The organism is Cupriavidus sp. 09_S30, from assembly GCF_056930435.1.
Window position 1 is genome coordinate 3,878,170 of record NZ_JBXOWI010000001.1, and the last position, 20,375, is coordinate 3,898,544.

The 20,375-nt window shown below is 65.8% G+C and carries 19 protein-coding genes and 1 pseudogene; 3 read left to right on the top strand and 17 right to left on the bottom strand.

Annotation, left to right across the window (positions count from 1 at the left end; all coding sequences use genetic code 11):
• Nucleotides 1-254: 254 nt before the first annotated feature.
• Nucleotides 255-1,019, top strand: coding sequence for an HNH endonuclease (locus tag AC1Z3O_RS18095; protein ID WP_483517071.1), 765 nt, complete (start codon nucleotides 255-257; stop codon nucleotides 1,017-1,019).
• On the opposite strand, the gene AC1Z3O_RS18100 is transcribed toward AC1Z3O_RS18095, so the two are convergent.
• The 8 genes from AC1Z3O_RS18100 to AC1Z3O_RS18135 all read right to left on the bottom strand — a co-directional run bounded on the left by AC1Z3O_RS18100 (nucleotide 1,016) and on the right by AC1Z3O_RS18135 (nucleotide 9,414).
• Entirely contained in the window at nucleotides 1,016-2,128 is a 1,113-nt protein-coding gene (locus AC1Z3O_RS18100; RefSeq protein WP_483517072.1) for a CaiB/BaiF CoA transferase family protein, read from the bottom strand. The two genes, AC1Z3O_RS18095 and AC1Z3O_RS18100, sit on opposite strands and share 4 nt — an antisense overlap.
• Before the next feature lie 72 nt (nucleotides 2,129-2,200).
• On the bottom strand, nucleotides 2,201-2,611 hold the full coding sequence (locus AC1Z3O_RS18105; protein WP_483517073.1) for a Zn-ribbon domain-containing OB-fold protein: 411 nt from the start codon (nucleotides 2,609-2,611) through the stop codon (nucleotides 2,201-2,203).
• A 3-nt stretch (nucleotides 2,612-2,614) separates the two neighbouring features.
• The gene (locus tag AC1Z3O_RS18110; RefSeq protein ID WP_483517074.1) at nucleotides 2,615-3,775 is read right to left on the bottom strand and encodes an acetyl-CoA acetyltransferase; all 1,161 of its coding nucleotides are present in this window, start codon (nucleotides 3,773-3,775) and stop codon (nucleotides 2,615-2,617) included.
• An 8-nt stretch (nucleotides 3,776-3,783) separates the two neighbouring features.
• Nucleotides 3,784-4,944 (bottom strand): acyl-CoA dehydrogenase family protein, encoded by a 1,161-nt coding sequence (locus tag AC1Z3O_RS18115; protein WP_483517075.1) that lies wholly within the window; start codon nucleotides 4,942-4,944, stop codon nucleotides 3,784-3,786.
• Nucleotides 4,945-4,954: 10 nt separating this feature from the next.
• Nucleotides 4,955-6,496 (bottom strand): acyl-CoA synthetase, encoded by a 1,542-nt coding sequence (locus AC1Z3O_RS18120; protein ID WP_483517076.1) that lies wholly within the window; start codon nucleotides 6,494-6,496, stop codon nucleotides 4,955-4,957.
• Nucleotides 6,497-6,510: 14 nt separating this feature from the next.
• The gene (locus AC1Z3O_RS18125) at nucleotides 6,511-7,383 is read right to left on the bottom strand and encodes a MaoC/PaaZ C-terminal domain-containing protein (protein WP_483517077.1); all 873 of its coding nucleotides are present in this window, start codon (nucleotides 7,381-7,383) and stop codon (nucleotides 6,511-6,513) included.
• Between the two features lie 14 nt (nucleotides 7,384-7,397).
• Complete coding sequence (locus AC1Z3O_RS18130; protein ID WP_483517078.1) at nucleotides 7,398-8,312, bottom strand: SDR family NAD(P)-dependent oxidoreductase; 915 nt, start codon at nucleotides 8,310-8,312, stop codon at nucleotides 7,398-7,400.
• Nucleotides 8,313-8,418: 106 nt separating this feature from the next.
• Nucleotides 8,419-9,414 (bottom strand): tripartite tricarboxylate transporter substrate binding protein, encoded by a 996-nt coding sequence (locus tag AC1Z3O_RS18135; protein WP_483517079.1) that lies wholly within the window; start codon nucleotides 9,412-9,414, stop codon nucleotides 8,419-8,421.
• 158 nt (nucleotides 9,415-9,572) lie between these two features.
• On the opposite strand from AC1Z3O_RS18135, the gene AC1Z3O_RS18140 reads away from it, so the two are divergent.
• Complete coding sequence (locus tag AC1Z3O_RS18140) at nucleotides 9,573-10,409, top strand: IclR family transcriptional regulator domain-containing protein (RefSeq protein ID WP_483517080.1); 837 nt, start codon at nucleotides 9,573-9,575, stop codon at nucleotides 10,407-10,409.
• Between the two features lie 25 nt (nucleotides 10,410-10,434).
• Here AC1Z3O_RS18140 and AC1Z3O_RS18145 read toward each other — a convergent pair whose 3' ends face one another.
• The 6 genes and pseudogenes from AC1Z3O_RS18145 to AC1Z3O_RS18170 form a co-directional block, all read right to left on the bottom strand.
• Nucleotides 10,435-10,764 (bottom strand): type II toxin-antitoxin system RelE/ParE family toxin, encoded by a 330-nt coding sequence (locus AC1Z3O_RS18145; protein ID WP_483517081.1) that lies wholly within the window; start codon nucleotides 10,762-10,764, stop codon nucleotides 10,435-10,437.
• Nucleotides 10,761-11,012 (bottom strand): type II toxin-antitoxin system ParD family antitoxin, encoded by a 252-nt coding sequence (locus AC1Z3O_RS18150; protein WP_483517082.1) that lies wholly within the window; start codon nucleotides 11,010-11,012, stop codon nucleotides 10,761-10,763. Before AC1Z3O_RS18150 ends, AC1Z3O_RS18145 begins: the two co-directional genes overlap by 4 nt.
• Before the next feature lie 75 nt (nucleotides 11,013-11,087).
• A complete protein-coding gene (locus tag AC1Z3O_RS18155; RefSeq protein WP_483517083.1) occupies nucleotides 11,088-11,555 on the bottom strand; it encodes a hypothetical protein in 468 nt (155 codons plus the stop codon).
• Nucleotides 11,530-12,234: a M35 family metalloendopeptidase gene (locus tag AC1Z3O_RS18160; protein WP_483517653.1), complete on the bottom strand. Its 705-nt coding sequence runs from the start codon at nucleotides 12,232-12,234 to the stop codon at nucleotides 11,530-11,532. Before AC1Z3O_RS18160 ends, AC1Z3O_RS18155 begins: the two co-directional genes overlap by 26 nt.
• A gap of 24 nt (nucleotides 12,235-12,258) precedes the next feature.
• Nucleotides 12,259-12,483: pseudogene (locus AC1Z3O_RS18165) on the bottom strand (PAAR domain-containing protein); the annotation flags it as partial.
• A 285-nt stretch (nucleotides 12,484-12,768) separates the two neighbouring features.
• Nucleotides 12,769-13,953 (bottom strand): M20 aminoacylase family protein, encoded by a 1,185-nt coding sequence (locus AC1Z3O_RS18170; protein ID WP_483517084.1) that lies wholly within the window; start codon nucleotides 13,951-13,953, stop codon nucleotides 12,769-12,771.
• Between the two features lie 129 nt (nucleotides 13,954-14,082).
• On the opposite strand from AC1Z3O_RS18170, the gene AC1Z3O_RS18175 reads away from it, so the two are divergent.
• Complete coding sequence (locus AC1Z3O_RS18175) at nucleotides 14,083-15,018, top strand: LysR substrate-binding domain-containing protein (RefSeq protein WP_483517085.1); 936 nt, start codon at nucleotides 14,083-14,085, stop codon at nucleotides 15,016-15,018.
• Nucleotides 15,019-15,111: 93 nt separating this feature from the next.
• Here AC1Z3O_RS18175 and AC1Z3O_RS18180 read toward each other — a convergent pair whose 3' ends face one another.
• From AC1Z3O_RS18180 to AC1Z3O_RS18190, 3 genes are read right to left on the bottom strand one after another with little or no spacing between them, the layout of a single operon-like run.
• On the bottom strand, nucleotides 15,112-16,287 hold the full coding sequence (locus tag AC1Z3O_RS18180; RefSeq protein ID WP_483517086.1) for a DUF3322 domain-containing protein: 1,176 nt from the start codon (nucleotides 16,285-16,287) through the stop codon (nucleotides 15,112-15,114).
• On the bottom strand, nucleotides 16,284-19,718 hold the full coding sequence (locus AC1Z3O_RS18185; RefSeq protein ID WP_483517087.1) for an ATP-binding protein: 3,435 nt from the start codon (nucleotides 19,716-19,718) through the stop codon (nucleotides 16,284-16,286). Before AC1Z3O_RS18185 ends, AC1Z3O_RS18180 begins: the two co-directional genes overlap by 4 nt.
• Nucleotides 19,711-20,370 (bottom strand): DUF4194 domain-containing protein, encoded by a 660-nt coding sequence (locus AC1Z3O_RS18190; protein ID WP_483517088.1) that lies wholly within the window; start codon nucleotides 20,368-20,370, stop codon nucleotides 19,711-19,713. Before AC1Z3O_RS18190 ends, AC1Z3O_RS18185 begins: the two co-directional genes overlap by 8 nt.
• Between the last annotated feature and the right edge of the window lie 5 nt (nucleotides 20,371-20,375).

Below are 20,375 nucleotides of genomic sequence, written 5' to 3' on the forward strand. Positions count from 1 at the left end.
GCGTTCGACTCGATAAAGTTGCACCACGGCCCCACTTCGTCTCCCATCAGCGCGGTAAAGATCCGCAAGAAGGGATCGCGCTATTGGCCCGCCTCACCAGAAGGCTGCACCGGGTGACATTCTACCTGCCTGCAACCGCACCGCGCACGAATCAGCCAGACTCAAGCCCACCCCAACCAAAGAAGGGTTCAAACCCGCATTCAGCAACCGTTATTACTCAGCCACAAAAACGCTGACAATATCGGGAAAATCTCATGGCAGTCACCAAGGGGCACGGAAACCCGCCATGGACACGCGACGAAACGATCCTCGCGTTGGAACTCTATCTCAAGGCAGAGGAATCCATGCCCGGCCCGCGCGATCCACGCGTCATTGCTTTATCCGAAGAGTTGCGAAATCTTCCCGTCCATCCTCCTGGAATTCGGCAAGCATCCTTTCGCAATCCCGAAGGCGTTGCCTTCAAGCTCCAGAACCTTCGGCAGGTGGCCACTGGGCGGGGCTTGGCCAATGTTTCGGCAGTCGATCGAGAGGTCTGGGCAAGTTTCGGACGGACCCCTGATGTCGTGACACGCTTGGCAACGCTGATCCGCAGCGAATCCGCTACTGCGCAGCCTTCCAGCGCGCCGGACGATGAGGAGGAAGAGTTCGCCGAGGGGCAGCTGTTGACCTTGGTCCACAAGCGTCGCGAGCGGGAGAAAGGTCTTCGGCCCCGCTTGATCCAACAGCGGCGTAAGTCGACTGGCTCCTTGACTTGTGACGCGTGCGGTGATGGACCGAAAACCGCCGACGAATCGCTGAGCGACGCGGGCTTCGAAGCACACCACACCATTCCTCTTCAGCAAGCGGGCCCGCAGGGGACAGCGACGCGAGTCGGCGATTTGGCGCTGCTCTGCGCGACGTGCCACAGGCTATTGCACCGCGCGATGCAGGTGAAAAAGACCTGGCTTTCGATAGCGGATTTCAAAGCCGTGCTGGCAAGTGGGGATGCTCTCGACAAGCCATCTAAACCGAGCATCTAGCCGGTTCGCCACACTTTGGCGGCGCCCCCCTCCCTGAGCGCTTCAGCAATCCGCCCGGCGTGCTCACCCCTGGAGGGTATAGGACCGGGCTGCGCTGCCCTACCTTCGAACCTTGGCGCCGGCGCAGCCTGCGCCCGCCCATCAGCCTCGAAGTAATTACCGCGCGCCACATTATGCGGATGCCGCGCAGCTTCCTCCGGACTAAGCACCGCACCAAAGCAAACATCCGTGCCTTCCAGCAGCGCACACCACTCATCCCGCGTCTTACCAGCAAACACCTCCGCAAAGTGCCGCCGCAATTCCGGCCACCGCCCGCGATCCCATTGCTGCGCAAAACGCGCATCATCAGCCAGCCCAAGCTTATCCAGCAGCAAGGCATAGAACTGCGGCTCAATAGCCCCCACGGTGACGAAGTTCCCATCCGCGCAGCGATAGGTAGCGTAGAAGTGCGACCCATCATGGATATTCCCCCCGCGCTCCCCCGTGATGTATCCATTGCGCTGGGTGGACAACAGCAGTTGCATCATGTGCGCGGAGCCGTCGACGATGGCCGCATCGACGACCGTGCCTTTGCCTGTGCTGCGCGCGTTGAGGATGCCGGAAAGCAGGCCCACCGCCAGATAGAGCGCCCCGCCGCCCACGTCACCGACCACGGTAATGGCTGACGACGGAGGTTCAGCCGGCGTGCCGTGGTAGTAGAGCGCCCCGGACAGCGAAATGTAGTTGTTGTCGTGGCCAGCCGCCTGCGCCAGCGGGCCATCTTGCCCCCAGCCCGTCATGCGGCCGTAGACCAGGCGTGGATTGCGCGCGTGGCATTCGTCTGGGCCGAGCCCCAGCCGTTCCATGACACCGGGGCGCATGCCTTCGATCAGGGCGTCGGCAGACTCGATGAGCTGCAGCACCAACTCTCGGCCCTCTGCGCTCTTGAGGTCAGCGACGATGGAGCGCTTGCCGCGGTTCAGTATGTTGCCTTCCGGCGATGGCCCACCCTCGGCGGGCGCGGGGCGCTCGACGGCGATCACGTCGGCGCCGAGATCGGCGAGGTGCATGGCGCAGAACGGCCCGGGTCCGATTCCGCAGATCTCGACGATTCTGACTCCTGACAGCATCTTGTGCTTCCTTCGCATGGGTCGGTTGGGGACTGGCGCGTGTGGAGCGCGCGCCAGCCATCTGCCGACGAATTAGTCCACCAGTTCGAACTGCGGCAGCGTCACCTCGTCGGACGCTTTCTCGAACACCACCCGTACCCGCTTTCCGATGGCGATGGCTTCCGGCGCGGCGTTCAGGATGTTCGCCATCAGGCGTACGCCTTCGTCCAGTTCGATGATGGCTACGGCGTAGGGGAGCCGGGCCTTCATGAATGCATTGGGTGCGCGGTGGTTGATGGTGAAGGTGTAGACCATGCCGAAACCGGATACCTCGGCCCAGTCGACCTGGTCGGATTCGCACCGCAGGCATAGCGTGCGCGGATAGAACTGCCGGTGGCCGCAGGCGCGGCAGGTTTGCACCACGAGCCGGCCTTCGGCGGCGGCGCGCCAGTAGCCTTCGGTAGCCTCGGTGGCGCGCGGCAGGGGACGTTGTGCTTCGCTCATGCTTCAGACTCCGAGGATCATCGTGGTGTTGCAGGAGAAGACCAGGCCCGGTGCGTGGCACAGCGCCAGTTCGGTCTTGGGCAATTGCCGCGCGCCGCATTCGCCGCGCAATTGGCGCACGGCTTCGATCAGCACGAACATGCCGAACATGCCGGGGTGGCCGTAGGAGAGCCCGCCACCGGAGGTGTTGATGGGGAAGCGGCCGCCTGGCCCGAGTGCGCCGTCGGCGACGAAGGCGCCGCCCTCGCCGCGCTTGCAGAAGCCGAGCTCCTCCAGTGCCTGGATCACGCCGATGGTGAAGTGGTCGTAGATCTGCACCACGTCGATGTCTTCGCGCGTGACGCCGGCCATGCGCAGGGCTTCGTCGGCGGTTTCGGCTACGCGGGTGTCGAGCCAGTCGGCGGTGTTGAACGGGGTGTAGTGGTGCGAGAAGGTTTCGGCGGCGCCCATCACGTAGACAGGCTTCGACTTCAGGTCGCGGGCGCGCTCGGCGGAGGTGATGATCAGCGCGCCGCCGCCGTCGGTGACGAGGCAGCAGTCGCGGGTGCGCAGGGGCGAGGCGATGACGGGCGATGCCATCACCTCGTCGATGCTGGTCTCCTCGCGGCGGTAGGCCTTCGGGTTGAGTTGTGCCCACCGGCGCGCGGCGACGGCCACTTCGGCCAGGTCTTTCGGCGTGGTGCCATAGCGATGCATATGCAACTGGGCGACCATCGCGTAGTAGCCGATGGGGCTCAACTGCCCGTAGGGCGTGACGAACTGCCCGCGCGGCGATTCGGGCGTATCGGCGGCCACGGCGCCGCTCTTGCGGGAGCCGTCCGACAGTTGTGTGCTGCTGTAGGTGACCAGCGCCACCGAGCACATGCCGGCGGCGATGGCGGCCATGGCGTGGCGCACGTGCATCAGGTTGGACATGCCGCCGACGTTGCTGGAATCCACGTACTTCGGCTGGATACCGAGGTACTCGGCCAGTTGCACGGTGGCGAAGCGGTCGTCGGTGTGGGCGAAGACGGCGTCGACGTCGCGCAGCGTGAGGCCGGCCTCGTGCAATGCAAGCCGCGCGGCTTGCGCTTGCAGTTCGAGTGCGGTCTTGCCGGGCACCTTGCCCAGGTCGGACTCGGCGGCGCCGACGATGGCAATGGAGCGGGAGAGCGATTTCGTCATGGGTTTCGTCAGAGTGCGCGCGCGATGACTTCGCGCATGATTTCGGCCGAGCCGCCGTAGATGCGGTTGGGCCGTACGTCGGTATAGGCGCGGGCGATGGGGTATTCGCGCATATAGCCGTAGCCGCCGAAGAACTGCATCAGGTCGTCGATGGCGCGGGTTGCCTCACCGGCCCAGTACTTGGCCATGGCGGCGCCGTCGGCGGTGAGCGTGCCTTCCAGGTATTGCTGCAGGCAGCCGTCGACGAAGGCGCGCGTGGCGCAGGCGTGCGTCTTGATCTCGGCCAGGCGGAAGCGGATGAACTGGTTGTCGATCAGCGCCTTGTCGAAGGCGCGGCGTTCCTTGACGTGGGCGATGGTCCAGTCCAGCGCCACTTCCAGCGCGGTGGCGCAGCGCAGGGCGATCAGCAGGCGCTCGCGCACCAGGCCGCTCATGGCATAGCCGAAGCCGGCGTTCGGTTCGCCGACCAGCATGTCGTCCGGCACGAAGACGTTGTCGAAGAACAGCTCGGCGGTGTCCTGGGCCTTCTGGCCGATCTTGTCGAGCAGCCGGCCCCGGCTGAAGCCTTCGCTGGTGGTGTCGACCCAGAGCAGGCTGATGCCGCGCGCCCCGGCGGCCGGCTCCGTCTTGGCGAAGACCAGCACGCGGTCGGCGTGGTAGCCGTTGGTGATGAAGGTCTTCTGCCCGTTGAGGCGATAGCCGCCGTCGACTTTTACGGCGCTGGTGCGGATGGCCTTCAGGTCGCTGCCCGCGCCGGGCTCGGTCATGGCGATGGAGCCGACGATGTCGCCGCTGGCCATCTTCGGCAGGAATTCCGCCTTCTGCGCCTCGGTGCCGAACTCGAGCAGGTAGGGGGCGACGTTCTCGGAATGCGTGCTGAATCCGGTGACACCGCTGGCGAGGGCGCGCGCGATCTCTTCCACGACAATGGCGCTGTGCAGGAAATCACCGCCTCCGCCGCCATAGGCGTCGGGGATGGACGGGCACAGCAGGCCGTGCGCGCCGGCGGCCCGCCACAGCTCGCGCGGCACCAGGCCGGACGTCTCCCATTCGGCGTGCTGGGGCATGACCTTGTCGGCCAGGAAGCGCGCGACGGTGTCGCGATACAGTTCGTGCTCCGGCGCGAACATCCGGCGCGGCGCGTGATAGGTGGCTTCGTTGCGGGACATGGTTCGGCGTTCAGTGGGCGATGCGCTTTTCGTCGGGCCAGTAGGCGGCCTTGACGGCGCGTTTGAGGAGCTTGCCGGTTTCGGTGCGCGGCAGCGCGGAGACGAAATCGACCGAGCGCGGGCACTTGACGGCAGAGATGCGGCTGCGGCACAGCGCGATCAGTTCGTCGGCCAGCGCCGGGCTGGCGCGCTCCGGCTCATTGAGCTGGACTACGGCCTTGACCTCCTCGCCGAACTCCGTGTTGGGCACGCCGACCACCGCCACGTCGAACACGGCGGGATGGCTCATCAGCACGTTTTCCGATTCCTGCGGATAGATGTTCACGCCGCCGGAAACGATGGTGTTGGCGAGACGGTCGGTGAGGTAGAGATAGCCGTCGGCATCCACGTGGCCGATATCGCCATAGGTGGCCCATCCGCGGTCGTTGTACGCCTGGCGGGTCTTCTCGGGATCGTTGTGGTAGGTGAAGGTGCCGCCGCCGGAGAAATAGATGATGCCGGTCTGGCCCTGCGGCACCTCGTTGCCGTCCTCGCCGACGATATGCACCTTGCCGAATTCCGGCCGCCCCACCGAGCCCTTGTGCGCCAGCCACTCTTCCGAGCTGAGCGAGGTGCGGCCGACCAGTTCGGTGCCGCTGTAGAACTCGTAGAGGATCGGCCCCCACCATTCGATCATCTGCCCCTTGACCGCCACCGGGCACGGTGCAGCCGCGTGGATGGCATAGCGCAGGGAGGAGACGTTGAAGCGGTTGCGCTCATCGGGCGGCAGGCGCAGCATGCGCACGAACATGGTCGGCACCCACTGGGCATGGGTCACACCGAAGCGTTCGATGGCTTCCAGCGCGGCCAGCGGCTCGAACTTCTCCATCAGGATGCTGGTACCGCCCGCGAGCATCGTTGCCATGTTCCAGCGCACCGGGGCGGTATGGTAGAAGGGTGCGGTGGAAAGGTAGACCGTATCGCGGCCGAGTTCCTTCCAGCTGAAGCGCGGGTCGTTGGATGCGCGGAAGAATCCGTTGGCGGTCTCCAGCGGCCGCTTGATGCCTTTGGGCAGGCCGGTGGTGCCGGACGAATAGGAGAAGTCGGTGCCTTGAGGCGTCTGCGGCAACGCCACGTCTTCCGGGATCTGCGCCAGCCAGTCTTCGTAGCTGCTGAAACCTGGGCGCCGGCCATCCAGCAGGATCCGCGTCACCTGCATGGACTCAATCACGCCGGGCGCCAGGTCGCCCAGCGTCTGGGCCGAACAGAACAGCGCGCGAGCGCCGCAGTCCTCCACGATGTACTTCACCTCGTCGGCCTTCAGATGACGGCTGATCGTGGTGTAGTACAGGCCGATGCGGTGCGCCGCCCACAGGATCTCGAAATAGCGGACGTGGTTCTCCAGCAGGATGGCGATGCCGTCCCCCACGCGCAGGCCGGCGGCGAGCAGTGCCGCTGCGCATCGGCGCGAACGGTGCTCCAGTTCCGCCCAAGTGACGGCCTGGTCCGAGGGGAACATGCGATAGGCGACGCGCTCGGGCGTCTCGCGGGCAAATTGTTCGATCACACTCATGACAACTCCCTGGATCAGGCACGCATGCTGGCGACGCCGTGGCTCAGCACCACGACATTGCGTTCCTCGGCCAGCGCGCGGAATTGGACCTGCCCATCGGCTTTCCACATCTCCACCCGCAGCGTCTCGGCCGGCTGGAAGGGAGAGGAGAAGCGCACGGCAAGGCTGGCGAGGCGCGACGGGTCGCCGTCGCAGGCATGCTTCAGCAGCGCGCGGGCGGCCATGCCGTAGGTGCACAGGCCATGCAGGATGGGCCGTTCGAATCCGGCCGCGCGGGCGGCGGTGGGCAGCGCGTGGATAGGGTTGCGATCGCCGTTCAGCCGGTACAGCAGTGCCGCGCCAGGCAGCGTCGGCAGCGACGCCACCATGTCCGGCTCACGCGATGGCACGGCCGGGAGTGGCTCGGGTGCGGCATCGCCCGGTGTGTCGGCGGTAGCGAAGCCGCCGTCCGCGCGGCAGAAGGACACGTGCTCGACGGTGGCCAGCAGCTCGCCCGTGGCGTTGTCCGTAATGCGCCGCTCCGTGACGACCAGTGCGCCTTTGCCGGCGCCCTTGTCCACCACGCGGCTGACGCGGGTCTGGCTGCGCACCGCGCCGGACGCTGCCGGCACGGCAAAGAAACGCATGCGGTGCTCGCCATGCAGGATCTGCATCCAGTCGATGCCGGTACGCGGGTTGGTCGCCCAGGCGCCCGGCGCGCCCACCGTGGAGAGGAAAGTCGGCACCACGCGCAAACCCTCTTCGAAGACGTAGCGCAGGTCGTCCTCATCCATCGGGTCGGCGCCGCAGCCCAGGCTCAGCGCATAGCGGATGCAGTCGTTGTCGGTGTACGGCGACACCTGCTCGAAGAATTCCCAGGCGCGCAGGCGGTGATAGTCGATGGCCATCGCAGCTCCCCCGCTCAGATCGGATCCCACGAGAACACCTCGGGCGAGCGATCCAGCGGCATGAAGGCCCGCTTGATCGCCGGCACTGCGTGCTCGGCCAGCGACTCGAGGGTCCAGCCCTCGGCGCGGTGCACCGACGCCACCGGACGCGGCTGGCTGATGACGATCAGCTCGTTGCCGCGCACCGCCAGCACCTGGCCGTTGACGTCGGCCGCGGCCTCGCTCGACAGGAAGGCCGCCACCGGCGCCACCTGCTCGGGCTTCATCGCTTGCAGGCGGGCCAGGCGCTGCTTCTCGGCTTCGGTCTCGCTCGGCAGGGTGCCGATCAGGCGGCTCCATGCGAACGGCGCGATGCAGTTCGAGCGCACATTGAAGCGCGCCATATCCAGCGCGATCGATTTCGACAGCGCGACGATGCCCAGCTTGGCTGCGGCATAGTTGGCCTGGCCGAAGTTGCCGACCAGGCCGGCGGCGGACGTCATGTGGACGAAGGTGCCGCTCTGCTGCTCCTTGAAGTACGGCGCGGCCGCGCGGCTGACAAAGTAGGCGCCTCCCAGGTGGGTGTCCAGCACCCCTTGCCATTCGGCGGGGCTCATCTTGTGGAAGATGCGGTCGCGCAGGATGCCGGCGTTGTTGATGACGCCGTCGATGCGGCCGAAGGCGCGGATGGCGGTGTCGACGATCGCCTGCGCGCTGTCGGCGGTGGCAACCGATTCGGTGCTGGCGGTGGCCGTGCCGCCCGCGGCGCAGATCTCGTCCACCACGCGCTGGGCGGGGCCGGCATCGCTGCCCTCGCCGCTGCCGCTGGAGCCGAGATCGTTGACGACGACCTTGGCGCCCTGCGCGCCCAGCAGCAGGGCGATGGCACGGCCGATGCCGTTGCCGGCGCCCGTAACGAGGATCACTTTGTCTTTCAGTTGGTTCTGCATGAGTTGGTTCCGCTATCGAGTGAGAGGTGGACCTGTTCTGGTTCTGCTTGTGTTCGGGCGCCATTCCAGGCCTGTGTCGCCGCTATCTGTGCCGCCGCTAATCCGACTATTCCGCCTTGATGTTCCCGTCCTTGATGACTTTGGCCCAGCGGGACTTCTCGGCACGGACAAAGGCATCGAACTGGCTGGTGGAGCCGCCGGCGGCGGTGCCGCCCTGCTCGGCCAACTTCTCGCGCAGGGCGGGATCGGCCAGCGCCTTGTTGACAGCAGCGTTAAGGCCCTGCACCACGGCAGGCGGCGTCTTGGCGGACACGAAGAGGCCGAGCCAGACCGAGACGTCGAAGTCCGGATAGCCGGACTCGGCCATGGTCGGCGTGTCAGGCAACTCGGGCGCACGCTTCTTGGTGGTGACGGCGATGGCGCGCAGCTTGCCGGCGCGGACCAGCGGCAAGGCGGTGATGAGGTTGTCGACCATGAAGTCCACCTGGCCGGCCACCAGGTCGGTCAGCGCGGGCGAGGCGCCGCGATAGATCACGTCGACGGCGGGGATGCCGGCGTGCAGCTTGAACAGGTCGCCTGCCAAATGCCCGGAGGAACCGCTGGTGGACACGGCCATCGACAGGCCTGAGGGCTTGCTGTGCGCGTAGGCCTTCAGGTCTGCGATGGTCTTGACCGGCAGCTTGGGATTGACCACCAGCACGTCCGGCATCGTCAGCACCTGTGCCACGGGCGCGAAGTCATCGAACTTGTAGGGCAGCTTGTCGTGCAGCGCGTAGTTAGCGGCATTGGGGCCGAGGCTGCCCATCACCAGCGTATGGCCGTCCGGCTCGGCGCGCAGCATCGCCTGCATGCCGATCACGCCACCGGCGCCGGGCGCGTTCTCCACTACCACGGGCTGGCCGAGCTGCTCGGACAAGTTCTTGCCCAGCAAGCGGCTGGTCAGGTCGAGGATGCCCCCGGGCGAACTGGGGGCGATGAGGCGCAGCGGCTTGGTTGGCCGGAATGGCGGGGCGTCGGCCGCGCTTGCGGCAGGAGCCGCAACCATCAGGGAAAGGGCGAGCGCGGGCGCAGCGGCGGCACCCCGAAGCAGGGAAAGCAGCATGTGAGTCGTCTCCAGTTTTAATGTTTTATCGGATGTCGTCGTCCGCCTGGCGGTCATCAGCATCCGTTTTTATGAATTTACGCCCGTTTTTGCTACAATGTCAACCTGTAAACAGACCACACGGCCGGCGCCGTCCTCGCCGTCCTGATCTTCCCAACATGACCAATACCGACAACGACGGCTTCGTCCGCTCCTTCGCCAGGGGACTGGCCGTCATCAACGCGCTGGGCTGCAGCGGAACCCATACGGTGGCCAGCGTCACGACGGCGACCGGCTTGCCGCGGACAGTCGTGCGCCGGATCCTGCTGACGCTATGTGAGCTGGGTTACGCCGCCGAGTCCGAGGCAAAAGGATTTCGCCTCACGCCGAAGATCCTCACGCTGGGCATGACCTATCTGACTTCGCTGCCGTTCTGGGGGCATGCGCAGCGCGCCCTGGAGACGCTATGGACGCAGGTCACGGAGTCCTGCGCCATGTGCGTGTTCGACGGCCGCGACGCCGTGTACGTGCTGCGTATCCCGTCGCTGAAGATCATGTCGCTGGGGCTGGGCGTGGGCAGCCACGTGCCCGCTTTCGCGACCGCACCGGGCCGCGCCGTGCTCGGCTTCCAGACGCAGGCGTTCCTGCAGCAGTTCCTGGACGACGCCAATCTGCGCGCCTATACGGACCTCACCGTGCACGACAAGGCGGCATTGCTGGAGGCTTTCGCAGCGGTGCGCCGCGATGGCTATGCGTGGGTGGATGGGGAATTCGACCAGCACATCGCCGGCCTGGCAGTGCCTGTGCGGGACGAGCACCGCAACGTCGTGGCGGCGATCAGCGTCAACCTGCCGTCTGGTGAGGTGACACGGGAGGAAGCTGTAAAGCGGTTCCTTCCGCATCTGCGGGTGGCGGCGGAACAATTGACGGGGCTGGCACCGGCGTTTCTGAACCCGGTCGTTAGCGCTGCGCAGCGCGAGGGTGGGGCGATGCGCGATGCGCTGACGCACGCTTGAGGGGTAAGCTCCCGGCGCTCACCGATCAGGGCGCCTCGTCTTCCCCCATCCACACCGGAATATCCCGCCGCGCGTGCAGCACACGCTGGACATCGATGTGGTCGATGCGCTCGATGTAGAAGACGAGGTAGGGGTAGTACGCCAAACGCCAGCAGCGCAAGCCAGGGAGATTCAGCTCAGAGGCATAGCGAGGCGAGCCGATGATCGGATGGCGTCCGATCTGGGTGTAGGCGTGAGCCAAGGCATCGATGAAGCTCAGCGCAGCCTGTTCGGCCTCCTCCTGCAAGGAGAATGCGACGGCCTCGTCGACATCGCGCCTGGCCAGTACGCGAGGAATAACGGGCTTGGCCTTCACACCTTGTTGCCGGACTTGCCGGCCTGGCGCACACGCTCGCGCAAGCCTTCAAAGTAGGCCTTGTCAGCCACGGATGTCGGTTCGGACTCCGCCCCCGCGAGAAGCAGCTTGCGCAGTTGCTGGCGCTCCAGTTCGCGGCGGATCAACTCGCGCACGTATTCGCTGCTGCTGCCATAGCCGCGCTGACTTACTTGCTCGTCAACGAAGGTCTTGAGGCTGTCGGGTAGGGAGATGTTCATCGTGCTCATACATCCCAGCATAGGGGCTTTGGCAGGCTTTGGTAATTTTTGCCATGGTCCGCAGCGAGAATCAGACATCACTCGTCACATTGAACTAGCCTGCGGCGCTTTCCGAATCGGCTCCATCCCAGGACAGCACGGATGTGGGCATCCCGGCAAGAAATCCACCTGCACGAAGTTTGGCGACAGCCCAGACTTTCCCGGTCGGTACGGCGCAATCTCGCTGGAGATCTTGCCAGCCGGCACGCCAAAGAGCTTCAGCAGACCCTGTAGCTGCGCTACCCGCTTGCGCGCCAGAGCATGACTGATACCTGCACCTGGCGACTGGTAGAGCGCGATATGAAACTCCTGCTGGTTCTCGTATCCCCTCGGCTCGTCGATCATCCATTCCGCCATCCGGCGAACCTCCGATGCAGACAATCGCTCCTGTCCGGGATCGAACTGCGAGTTGAATGAGATATCGAAACTGCAAGCAAGGGCTGGCTGCGCAAGCAGCGCAACCAGCGCGACGGCAGCAGCAAGATGCTTAGACAATGATATAAGCAGCCACATTGTCCGCATTCCGTATGCACTTCGGATTCCTGGCCGCGGCCTCCCGCTTTGCTGCATAGATTTGGTAGAAGTCATCTTCAGTCGCCATGGCATCTTGAAAGTGGGAAACCTCGTGTACGAGCGTCAGTAGTTGCGAATCGACGAGATCGGCGTAGGGGGACAGCCCGCAGAATTTCAGCCCGATCGCGATGGTGTGTGTCGTCGTATCTGGCGCACAAACTGCAGCGGTAATTTGAGGGTTGTTGCGAGACCTCGGCGAACAGCCGATGTACTCCATCTTCTCATCCGAGTACCGCACAAAGTTGTGACCAGTCAGTTCCGCGAGGATCCGTTCGATGCGAGGAATCCCGTCGAGCAGGTGCTGGCGGATAGCTCCGTCGGCCACGCCGAACCAATGGACGACACGCGATCGATCTGCCGGCCCCCAGCGATGCAGTTCTTCAAGACGCTTCCTGCAGCAGACGACGGCCGTGTCTCGCAGTCGGAGAACCATGCTGATGAATTCCGAGTTACTCATATTCGGACAGATCCGCTCAGCGTGATCCACCAGCATGCCCGCCCCGCCCCCGGAGAGTTTCTCTGCGGCAATGGGAACATGGGCATTGGGCATAGCTGGAGGATGGACGAGACTTGAGCCGTGGACCTCGACGACGAAGTGGTGTTGTGAGGGGATGACCACCGGCTTTTCCGCACACTGGCACATCACTCGTGCGCCCCGCACCAGGAGGCGGCGCCCATTCGTGAGCGTGACGTGTACGTGGGCATCGTTCAGGACCGGACCACCCACCTTGCAGGCAGGGCAAGTCGCATAGTCACCCTCCGCGGCAACGGGAACACTCTCATGCGTGAATCCGACGACAGTCGACGTCAGCACCCCGCCCGTGCTCGTAACGTCACCGTGCTTCAAAGCCTCCCGCAAATCTCCCATCTTCTTCCCCTTCGAGTGAGCCGGCGACACTCAAGGCGGTCGAGCGGCGTACCACTGTTGCACTCGAGCAACCAATTCACGCTCAGGCAAGTTCGAAGGATGCGTTGAGATTTCATCTTTTCACGCGGCAGTTTCCTTAGCAGTTGAGGTTCGCCGCTCCCTCCCGGCATCGCGTGGCTGCTCCACGACTAGGCGATGCGCGAGTGCTTTCGCCACGCGATGAAGATCCGCGTGGTTGTGCCGGGTGCCCCACGTGCGCTGTCGGCGGTTTGGCCAGGCGTGGCTTCAGGCGGCGACGAGGTAGCGCTCGACCAGCCGCGCCCACATGCTCGCGCCCAGCGGCAGCGCCTCGTCGTTGAAATCGTAGCCGGGGTTGTGGACCATGCAGCCGCCCTGCGAACCGCTGCCGTTGCCGAGCAGAACGTAGCAGCCCGGCACCTCGTCGAGCATCCACGAGAAGTCCTCGCTGCCCATTACGCCCTTGTCCATGTCCTGCACGCACTCCGGGCCGACGAGGTCCTGGATCACGCTACGGATGAAGCGCGTTTCCTCGGGCGTGTTGACCACCACGCTGGTGACCTTGTGATAGTGGATCTCCGCGCTTACCCCGAGGCTGCGGGCCTGCAGGTCGACCACTTCGCGCAAGCGGGCCTCGAGCGTGTCGCGCACGGTGCGGTCGAGCGCGCGCACGGTGAGGAGGATCTTCGCCGTCTCGGGAATGACGTTGTGCGCGGTACCGGCCTGCAGTGAACCCACCGAGATCACGCCGGCATCGGTGGCCGACAGGTTGCGCGCGACGATGGTCTGCAGCGCCATGACGATGGCGGCCGCCGCCACCACGGGATCGCGCCCGTGTTCCGGCATGGCGCCGTGCGCGCCCTTGCCGGTCAGCGTGACGGTGACGGTATCGGCCGACGCCATCGTCGGCCCCTCGTGCACCACGAAGTGCCCGAGCGGCACGCCGGGCGCGTTGTGCAGGGCATAGACCGCATCACACGGGAAGCGCTTGAACAGGCCGTCGGCCACCATGCGCTGCGCGCCGCCCTGCCCCTCCTCGGCCGGCTGGAAGATCAGGTTGAGCGTGCCGTCGAAGCGGCGCGTGGTGGCGAGGTAGTGCGCGGCGGCGAGCAGGATGGCGGTGTGGCCGTCGTGGCCGCAGGCGTGCATCTTGCCGTGGTGCGTGCTTGCGTACGGCAGGCCGGTAGCCTCAACGATGGGGAGCGCGTCCATGTCGGCGCGGATGCCGATGCGGCGCGTGCCGTTGCCGAGCTTCAGTTGCCCGACCACGCCGGTGCCGCCCACGCCTACCGTCACGTCGTAGCCCCACTCCGCCAGCTTTTCGGCCACCAGGCGGCTGGTGCGGACTTCCTCGAAGCCGAGTTCCGGGTGCGCGTGGATGTCGCGGCGCAGCGCGACGAACTCGGCCTGATGGGCGTGGATTTCGGGAATAATGACAGCGCCTTGCGACATTTGCGGGTTCCTATGGGGATGGATGCAGAAGTTCCATGGTAGGGAATCGCCCGCCGCAGCAACAAAGCACGAAAGTTGATAACCATAACTGGGGGTTATTCAGGTAAACCCCTGACCGGGTAGACCCACATGAAACACCACCACCTGCGCGCCCTTGTCGCCATTGCCGATCACGGCAGCATCAACGCCGCCGCACGTGCCATGTGCCTGACCCAGCCGGCCATCACCAAGGCCATGCGCGAGCTGGAGGCCGAGGCCGGCGTGTCGCTGCTGGCGCGCAACTCCTGGGGCGTGACGCTGACCAACGATGGCCAGGCGCTGCTGGCGCGAGCGCGGCTGATCGTCTGCGAGATCGAACGGGCCGAGGCGGAACTGGCGCAGCGGCGTGGCATCAACGAGAGCCGACTGCGCATCGGGGTGACGCCGCTACCCGGCATCTCGCTGCTGCCGCCGGCATTCTCGCGCTTTCGAAGGGTCATGCCAGAGGTGAGCGTCAACTTCCTGGAATTCGACCCACCGCGACTGCAGGAACACCTGCGCAACGGCCAGGTCGACTTCGGCCTCACCGCCACGCAGGCGCTGGCCGCCGATCCGTTTCTGCAGTACTCCGAACTGTCGGTCTATCCGACGTCATTCGTCGTGCGCACCGGCAGTCCGCTGGCCGGCGCCACCTCGCTGGCGGACCTGCAGGACGCAGAATGGCTGCACCAGGACGCGAGCGAGAGCTACCCCGCATATGTCGCCGGCCTGTTCGCCCGGCACGGACTGCCGCCGCCGCGCCGCATCACACGCAGCACTTCGAACGTCGTGTTCAGCTCACTCATGCTGGAGACTGACGCGGTGGTACCACTGTCGCTGGCGTCGGTACGCTTACCCTACATCGCCAGCATGCTGACGCCCCTCGCGCTGCCGGAGAATCCTCCGGATATCCAGGTGGCCCTGGTGCTGCGCGAAGGGGCGATCCTTACGGGCGCGGCGGACTACTTCATCCACTGCATCCGCGAATCCAACGGGCCGCAGGCAGCAACGGCGGAGACGGCAGGGACGGCAGAGTCGTTGCTATAGCAGCGTCGGTGTGGGTGCGGAATGGTCACCGGTTGATGAACCGGGCTGGGCAACAGGGGCCACGCGGAAGGCGCGGCTGGACGCTACGATGCCTTAGCCTGCCACGCCACGCAACCCTTCCAGCAACGCCCCGAAGCCGACGTGTTCCTGCTCCAGGCGCAGCTTCGGCCGGATGCGGTTGTCGCGCAGGTCATCGTACAGCGTGCGCTCTTCCGACGTCAGCCTGTGCAGGTCCGCCAGCGCCGGCTTGTCCTCTTCGCCCCAGAAGGCGGTATGCGCGTTCAGCGTGGCGCGGTCCATCAGGAATGACCGCACATGGGCGAAGTGGCCGCGCAGCTGATCCAGGATGACGAAGCCGTGGGTATCGATGTCACCCCAGTAGTTGATGGCGCATGCCTCGAGCCAACGGCTGCGCGCCAGCGCATCCCAGCCATAGCCGGCGCCGAAGATCACGATGGCGTCACGCATCTTGGGAAAGGCCAGGAAGTTGGTCTCGTTCTCGGTGATGAACACTTGGCGCACGCCCAGCGCCAGCCCGGCGAAGCTGTCCGCATCGAGCGTGACATCCGGGCAGATGGCGCCGGCGAATGCACGGTTCTCGTCGTCCAGCACGCGCAGGCGGATGCGCACGGGCTTCTCGGCAAAGCCGTAGCGTGAGGCGAACTGGCTCACGCCGCTCCTGTTTGCGTCGATGACCGCGGCGGGTAACGCCAAGTCGAGCAGTTCGCCCAGCACGGCACGATGCGCCTCGATGAATTTGCTGTGCACGCCGGGCAGGTCGACTTGGCGCAGGTAGATGCCAGGGCGCGGGTGCGCGTCGAGCCAGCCGACGACGGCGAGCAGCCGGGGCCAGGCGTCGGCCAGCTCCAGGGCCTGCAGCGGGCGCTTGCCAAGCCAGGGCACGAGCACCGGTGCGTCCTGCCGGGTGGCGGCCAGCAGCGCCAGGAAGCAATCCCACTCGCGGCGCTTGCCCAGCCAGCCCAGCGCGTCTTCAATGGTGTCGACCCAGGCGCTGGCGGGCAGGCGCTGCATGCCTTGCACGCGATGGCGGACTTCCTGCCACTCGATGCGGAGCGGCGTGCCTGCAAGCGCCGCGGCCCAAGCGCGCACGGCTTCGAAGCGTTCGGTGATGTCAGCGGAGTCTGGCGTCTTGAGCGACAGGCGCAGGGGAAAGCGTGACTCGCCGAAGACGGCATCGCGCAGCAGCTCACCGCGCGCCCATAGCCGCGCTAGCTGCGCCTTCAGGTCCTCCGGCCCGGTCCAGCTCATGTCGCGGCTTCCTGCGCCGATTCGAGCTGTGCCGACCCACTGGCTGCGGCTTCATCCGTGGCTAGGGCCAGCAGGCCGGCCTTCTGCGCGCGGTACTCCTCAATCGGCAGGTTGCGCAGCCGCGAAGCGCGGCCGTCCTCGTTGTGCACGAAACCCACGCTGGCGACGAAGGGCTCGATGATGTGGATCTTCTGCAGCGGAGTGACGATCAGCAGTTGCAGATTGAGCTGCTGGAACAGCTTCATGCCGTACTGCGCGGACTCGTCGGAGCCGCGCCCGAAGGCCTCGTCGATGACGACGAAGCGGAAGGAACGCGAGCGCACCGCGCCCCACTCCAGACCGAACTGATAGGCCAGGCTGGCCGCCAGGATGGTGTAGGCGAGCTTCTCCTTCTGTCCGCCGGACTTTCCGCCGGAGTCCGAGTAGTGGTCGTACTCGGCGTTGTCCGCACGCCAGCGCTCGCTGGCGGCGAAGAGGAACCAGTTGCGCACGTCGGTGACCTTGGCAGTCCAGCGGCGGTCCTGCTCGGACTGCCCTTCGCGGCCGCGGAAGCGATCGATGATGGCCTTCACCTGGAGGAACTTGGCTTCGGAGTACTGGGCATCGTCCGAGCCGGTGACCGCGCCCTCGGTACAGGCACGCAGCTCCTGCTGGAAGTCGCGGATCTCGGCATCCGGACTGATCTGCGATTCAAGCACGATGTAGCGCCCAGGGTTGTAGTCGATCTCGCCGAGCGACTGGTTGATATGCGCAATGCGTTCCTTGATGGTCTCGCGCTCGCGCGCCAGTTGCGCATTGAAGTTGGCGATCTCGTTGATGGTGTTGACGTTGAGCAAGTCCTTGAAGCGGGCCTCGAAGCGCGGGAGGTCGTCGCGCTGGAGCTGCGCTAGCATGTTCTCGTACTCGAACGCGGCATCCAGGCTGGCGTCGAACTCGGCGGTCTCGAGCTTGAACTCCTCCTTGAAGGCGGACATCGCGCCGATGATCCTCTCGGCTGCGCGCCTGATCTGCTTGTCCACGGCATCGACACGATCCTGCAGCCACTCCCGGACATCGTGCTCGCGGTTGTCGCAGGTCTCGACGGTGAACTGGTGCTCGCCGAGCGCTTCCGCCCGCATCGACTCCAATCTGGCGGCCAGCGACTCGTCAAGCAGGGCCTCGCCCCGCGCGGCTTGCGCCTGCCTTCGCAATTCCTCCGCATCGCTCTGGCGCTGCTCGACCTTGGAGCGCTTGTCGCGCGCCTCGTCCAGCTCGGCCTTGCCTTGCTTGAGCGCCGTCTTCAACGCATCGAGCTGTGCAGTCAGGGTCTTCAGCACATCAGAGGCCGACGCTAGCTGCGCGTGCTCGCCCTGCAGCCCGGCGATCATCTTTGCGACGCTGGCCCAGTCCAGCTCCTCGAAGGTGGTGAATTCTTCCAGGCGCGCCAGCGTGGTGAGACGCTCGGTCAGCGCCTTGCGCTTGGCCTCGATGGCCGCTATGCGGCTCCCGACCTCGCCCAGCCGGGTTTCCAGCGCGCGCCGCTCGCCCTCCAGCGCGGCGATCTTGGCGCTATTGCTCCAGCCGAGCACATAGCGGCTGCGGTCGTCGATGCGATGGCGGTCGTCCTTCTCATGGCGGCCGCTCGGATCCTTGACCTGCCCCGCCCGCGTGATGGCGCGCGCCTCGCGCCGGAACTGTTCCTGCGTATCGCAGCAGGCCACGTCGAAACGATGGGCCAGCTCGCGCTCCAGCCACTCATAGTGCGGCGAGTCGGGCTTGATAGACAGCTTGCGCACCAGCGAATCGCGGTGCAGTTCGGGCAGCTCGGTGTTCTTGCGCGGGCGCACGTGGAAGTACACCAAGCGGCCGCGCAGATGGCTGCCGTCGACCCATTCGGCCACCGCCTTGTAGTGAGCGTCTGGCACCAGCAGGGCCAGGCCGAAGCTGCGCAGCAGGCGTTCGGCCGCGCCTTCCCAGTCGCGCTGGTCTTCGCGCACCTGGATCAGTTCGCCGGCGAAGGGCATCTCGTCCTCTTCCAGCCCGAGCGCCGCACACAGGGCGGCGCGGATGCGGATCTGCTGGTCGTCGATATTGCTGCGGCGGCGCTTCAGGCTGTCGATCTCCGCCGTCAGCCGTTCGTGCTCCTGCTTGCCCTGGCGCAGAGTCACGGCATCCTCGGCCCACTCGTTCTGCAGGCCAGCCTCCTCGCCCGCCGCCTCGTCCCGCCACGTCGCGATACGGGCGCGCTGAGCGGCAAAGGCCGCCACGTCGGCCGCCGCCGACTCGCCCAGCAGCGATACCAGCTCCGCATAGCGGCCGGCCTTGGCCTTGCGCGCGTCGCGCACCCCTTCCTGCTTGCGAATCTCGGCCGCAATCCGCTCCAGGCGGTCGCCGCCGTTGTCACGGATCGCATCCTTGAGCGCCTCGGCCTCACTTTCCTGCGTCTCGCGCAGCGTCTCCAAGCGCTCCACCTGACTTTGCGCACGGTCCCACTCCTCGGCGAGCTGGCCCAGCCGCTTATCCAGCAGCCCCAGCTTGAGCCCGGCGAAATGGACGCGCAAGCTGTCGCGGCAATGGCGCAGGTCTTCCACCTCCAGCCCTAGGCTTGCGTGCCTGCCGCAGTCGGCTACCAGCGGGTCAAGCAGTTCGACCTGGCGCTTGGCCTTCAGCACCGCCTGGTGCGCGCGATTGAGATCATTGAAGTGGTCGATCAGCGCCGTAATGCGCGGCGCCACGGCGAACGGCTCCAGCATGTGGCTGCGCACGAAGTCGGTAAGATTGCCGACTGACTTCATCGACACGGTCTGGTGGAACAGTTCCAGGGCCTGCTCGTTTTCGATGCCGAAGCGCCGGCGAAACCAGGCGGCGTAGGGAGGAAAGCTGTCGTGCAGCTCCGCGCCCAGGCCGCGCAGCTTCTTGCGCAGCTGGGCGATCTCGCTGCCGAAGCCAGCGAAGTCGGCTGCGATCGAGAGCTCGCGTTCCGCCCCCAGGTAGAAGCGCTCCGGCTGGCCGTGGGACTCGCGCAGCCAGAAGACCTGAGCCAGGCTCACGGTCTGGTCGTAGCCTTCGTTGTGGAACACCCCCAGGATGACCGAGTAGCTGTTCTGGTCGCGCAGCGAAACCGGCTTGGCCGCGCCCGTCACCTCGTTGCGCTCGGACTTGTAATGCCCGAGCACGTAGGAGCGCAGCGTCCTTTCCCTGTTGTCGGCACCGGCCGCCTTGTTGTAGGCGATGCGGTGCGCCGGCACCAGCAGTGTCGTGATGGCATCGACCAGGGTCGACTTGCCCGAGCCGATGTCGCCGGTCAGCAGGCCGTTCTTGCCGTCGAGCTGCAAGGTCCACACGCGCTGGTCGAAGGTGCCCCAGTTGAATACTTCGAGCCGGCGCAGGCGGAACCCGGAGAGGGCGTCGTCGGCGGAAAAATCGAGACCGAGGGAATCCATGTCACGCATCGCTGCCCTCCTTGCCGGCGCTGGCGACGCCTGCGAGTGCGGACTGGTAGCCGGCAAGGCGCACATCGAACTCCGCTAGCCACTGCGCATCGACGAAGGCTTTCAGAATACGCCGCACTTCATAGCTGCCGGGGCCTGCGGCCGCGCCCGCAGCGGGCTTGAGCTTACGCAGGAATCCCAGGTCGACCACCTTGTTGATGTTGCCCTCGATCTGGTCGATCAGCCTGGCCTCGTTCGCGCCCTCCGGCAGGAACACGCGCACCATCTCCACGAGATCGTCGCGGCCCAGCACGAGCCGCGTATCGCCGCCGCTGGCATCGAACTCGGCCAGCTTCTTGCGCAGCAGGGCCAGCAGCAGGCTGACTGGAAAGGACAAGGGACGGCGCGCGACGAGACGGGGCAGCCTGGGAGCCGCGTCATCGTCCGCCGGCTCTGGGCGGCCCTTGAGGAAGGCGTAGCCTTCGGACTCGTCCAGCACCAGTTCGAGGTTGAGCACGGCCACGTAATCGCGCACGCGTGCCTGCAGCTGCATCAGTGCCGCCCATTGGCGCTCGTCGCCCTCGCGGTACTGCACGCCCTTGAGCAGGCCGATAAGCAGCACGGATAGATCCGTTGCCTGCTCCGGCAGGGCCGTCGACTGTGCGTCTTCCATCCCTT

Bases quoted from the DNA above. Each gene is read 5' to 3' on its own strand.
- AC1Z3O_RS18095 (WP_483517071.1), top strand. From the start codon at position 255: ATGGCAGTCACCAAGGGGCACGGAAACCCGCCATGGACACGCGACGAA.
- AC1Z3O_RS18100 (WP_483517072.1), bottom strand. From the start codon at position 2,128: ATGCTGTCAGGAGTCAGAATCGTCGAGATCTGCGGAATCGGACCCGGG.
- AC1Z3O_RS18105 (WP_483517073.1), bottom strand. From the start codon at position 2,611: ATGAGCGAAGCACAACGTCCCCTGCCGCGCGCCACCGAGGCTACCGAA.
- AC1Z3O_RS18110 (WP_483517074.1), bottom strand. From the start codon at position 3,775: ATGACGAAATCGCTCTCCCGCTCCATTGCCATCGTCGGCGCCGCCGAG.
- AC1Z3O_RS18115 (WP_483517075.1), bottom strand. From the start codon at position 4,944: ATGTCCCGCAACGAAGCCACCTATCACGCGCCGCGCCGGATGTTCGCG.
- AC1Z3O_RS18120 (WP_483517076.1), bottom strand. From the start codon at position 6,496: ATGAGTGTGATCGAACAATTTGCCCGCGAGACGCCCGAGCGCGTCGCC.
- AC1Z3O_RS18125 (WP_483517077.1), bottom strand. From the start codon at position 7,383: ATGGCCATCGACTATCACCGCCTGCGCGCCTGGGAATTCTTCGAGCAG.
- AC1Z3O_RS18130 (WP_483517078.1), bottom strand. From the start codon at position 8,312: ATGCAGAACCAACTGAAAGACAAAGTGATCCTCGTTACGGGCGCCGGC.
- AC1Z3O_RS18135 (WP_483517079.1), bottom strand. From the start codon at position 9,414: ATGCTGCTTTCCCTGCTTCGGGGTGCCGCCGCTGCGCCCGCGCTCGCC.
- AC1Z3O_RS18140 (WP_483517080.1), top strand. From the start codon at position 9,573: ATGACCAATACCGACAACGACGGCTTCGTCCGCTCCTTCGCCAGGGGA.
- AC1Z3O_RS18150 (WP_483517082.1), bottom strand. From the start codon at position 11,012: ATGAGCACGATGAACATCTCCCTACCCGACAGCCTCAAGACCTTCGTT.
- AC1Z3O_RS18155 (WP_483517083.1), bottom strand. From the start codon at position 11,555: ATGTGGCTGCTTATATCATTGTCTAAGCATCTTGCTGCTGCCGTCGCG.
- AC1Z3O_RS18170 (WP_483517084.1), bottom strand. From the start codon at position 13,953: ATGTCGCAAGGCGCTGTCATTATTCCCGAAATCCACGCCCATCAGGCC.
- AC1Z3O_RS18175 (WP_483517085.1), top strand. From the start codon at position 14,083: ATGAAACACCACCACCTGCGCGCCCTTGTCGCCATTGCCGATCACGGC.
- AC1Z3O_RS18180 (WP_483517086.1), bottom strand. From the start codon at position 16,287: ATGAGCTGGACCGGGCCGGAGGACCTGAAGGCGCAGCTAGCGCGGCTA.
- AC1Z3O_RS18185 (WP_483517087.1), bottom strand. From the start codon at position 19,718: ATGCGTGACATGGATTCCCTCGGTCTCGATTTTTCCGCCGACGACGCC.
- AC1Z3O_RS18190 (WP_483517088.1), bottom strand. From the start codon at position 20,370: ATGGAAGACGCACAGTCGACGGCCCTGCCGGAGCAGGCAACGGATCTA.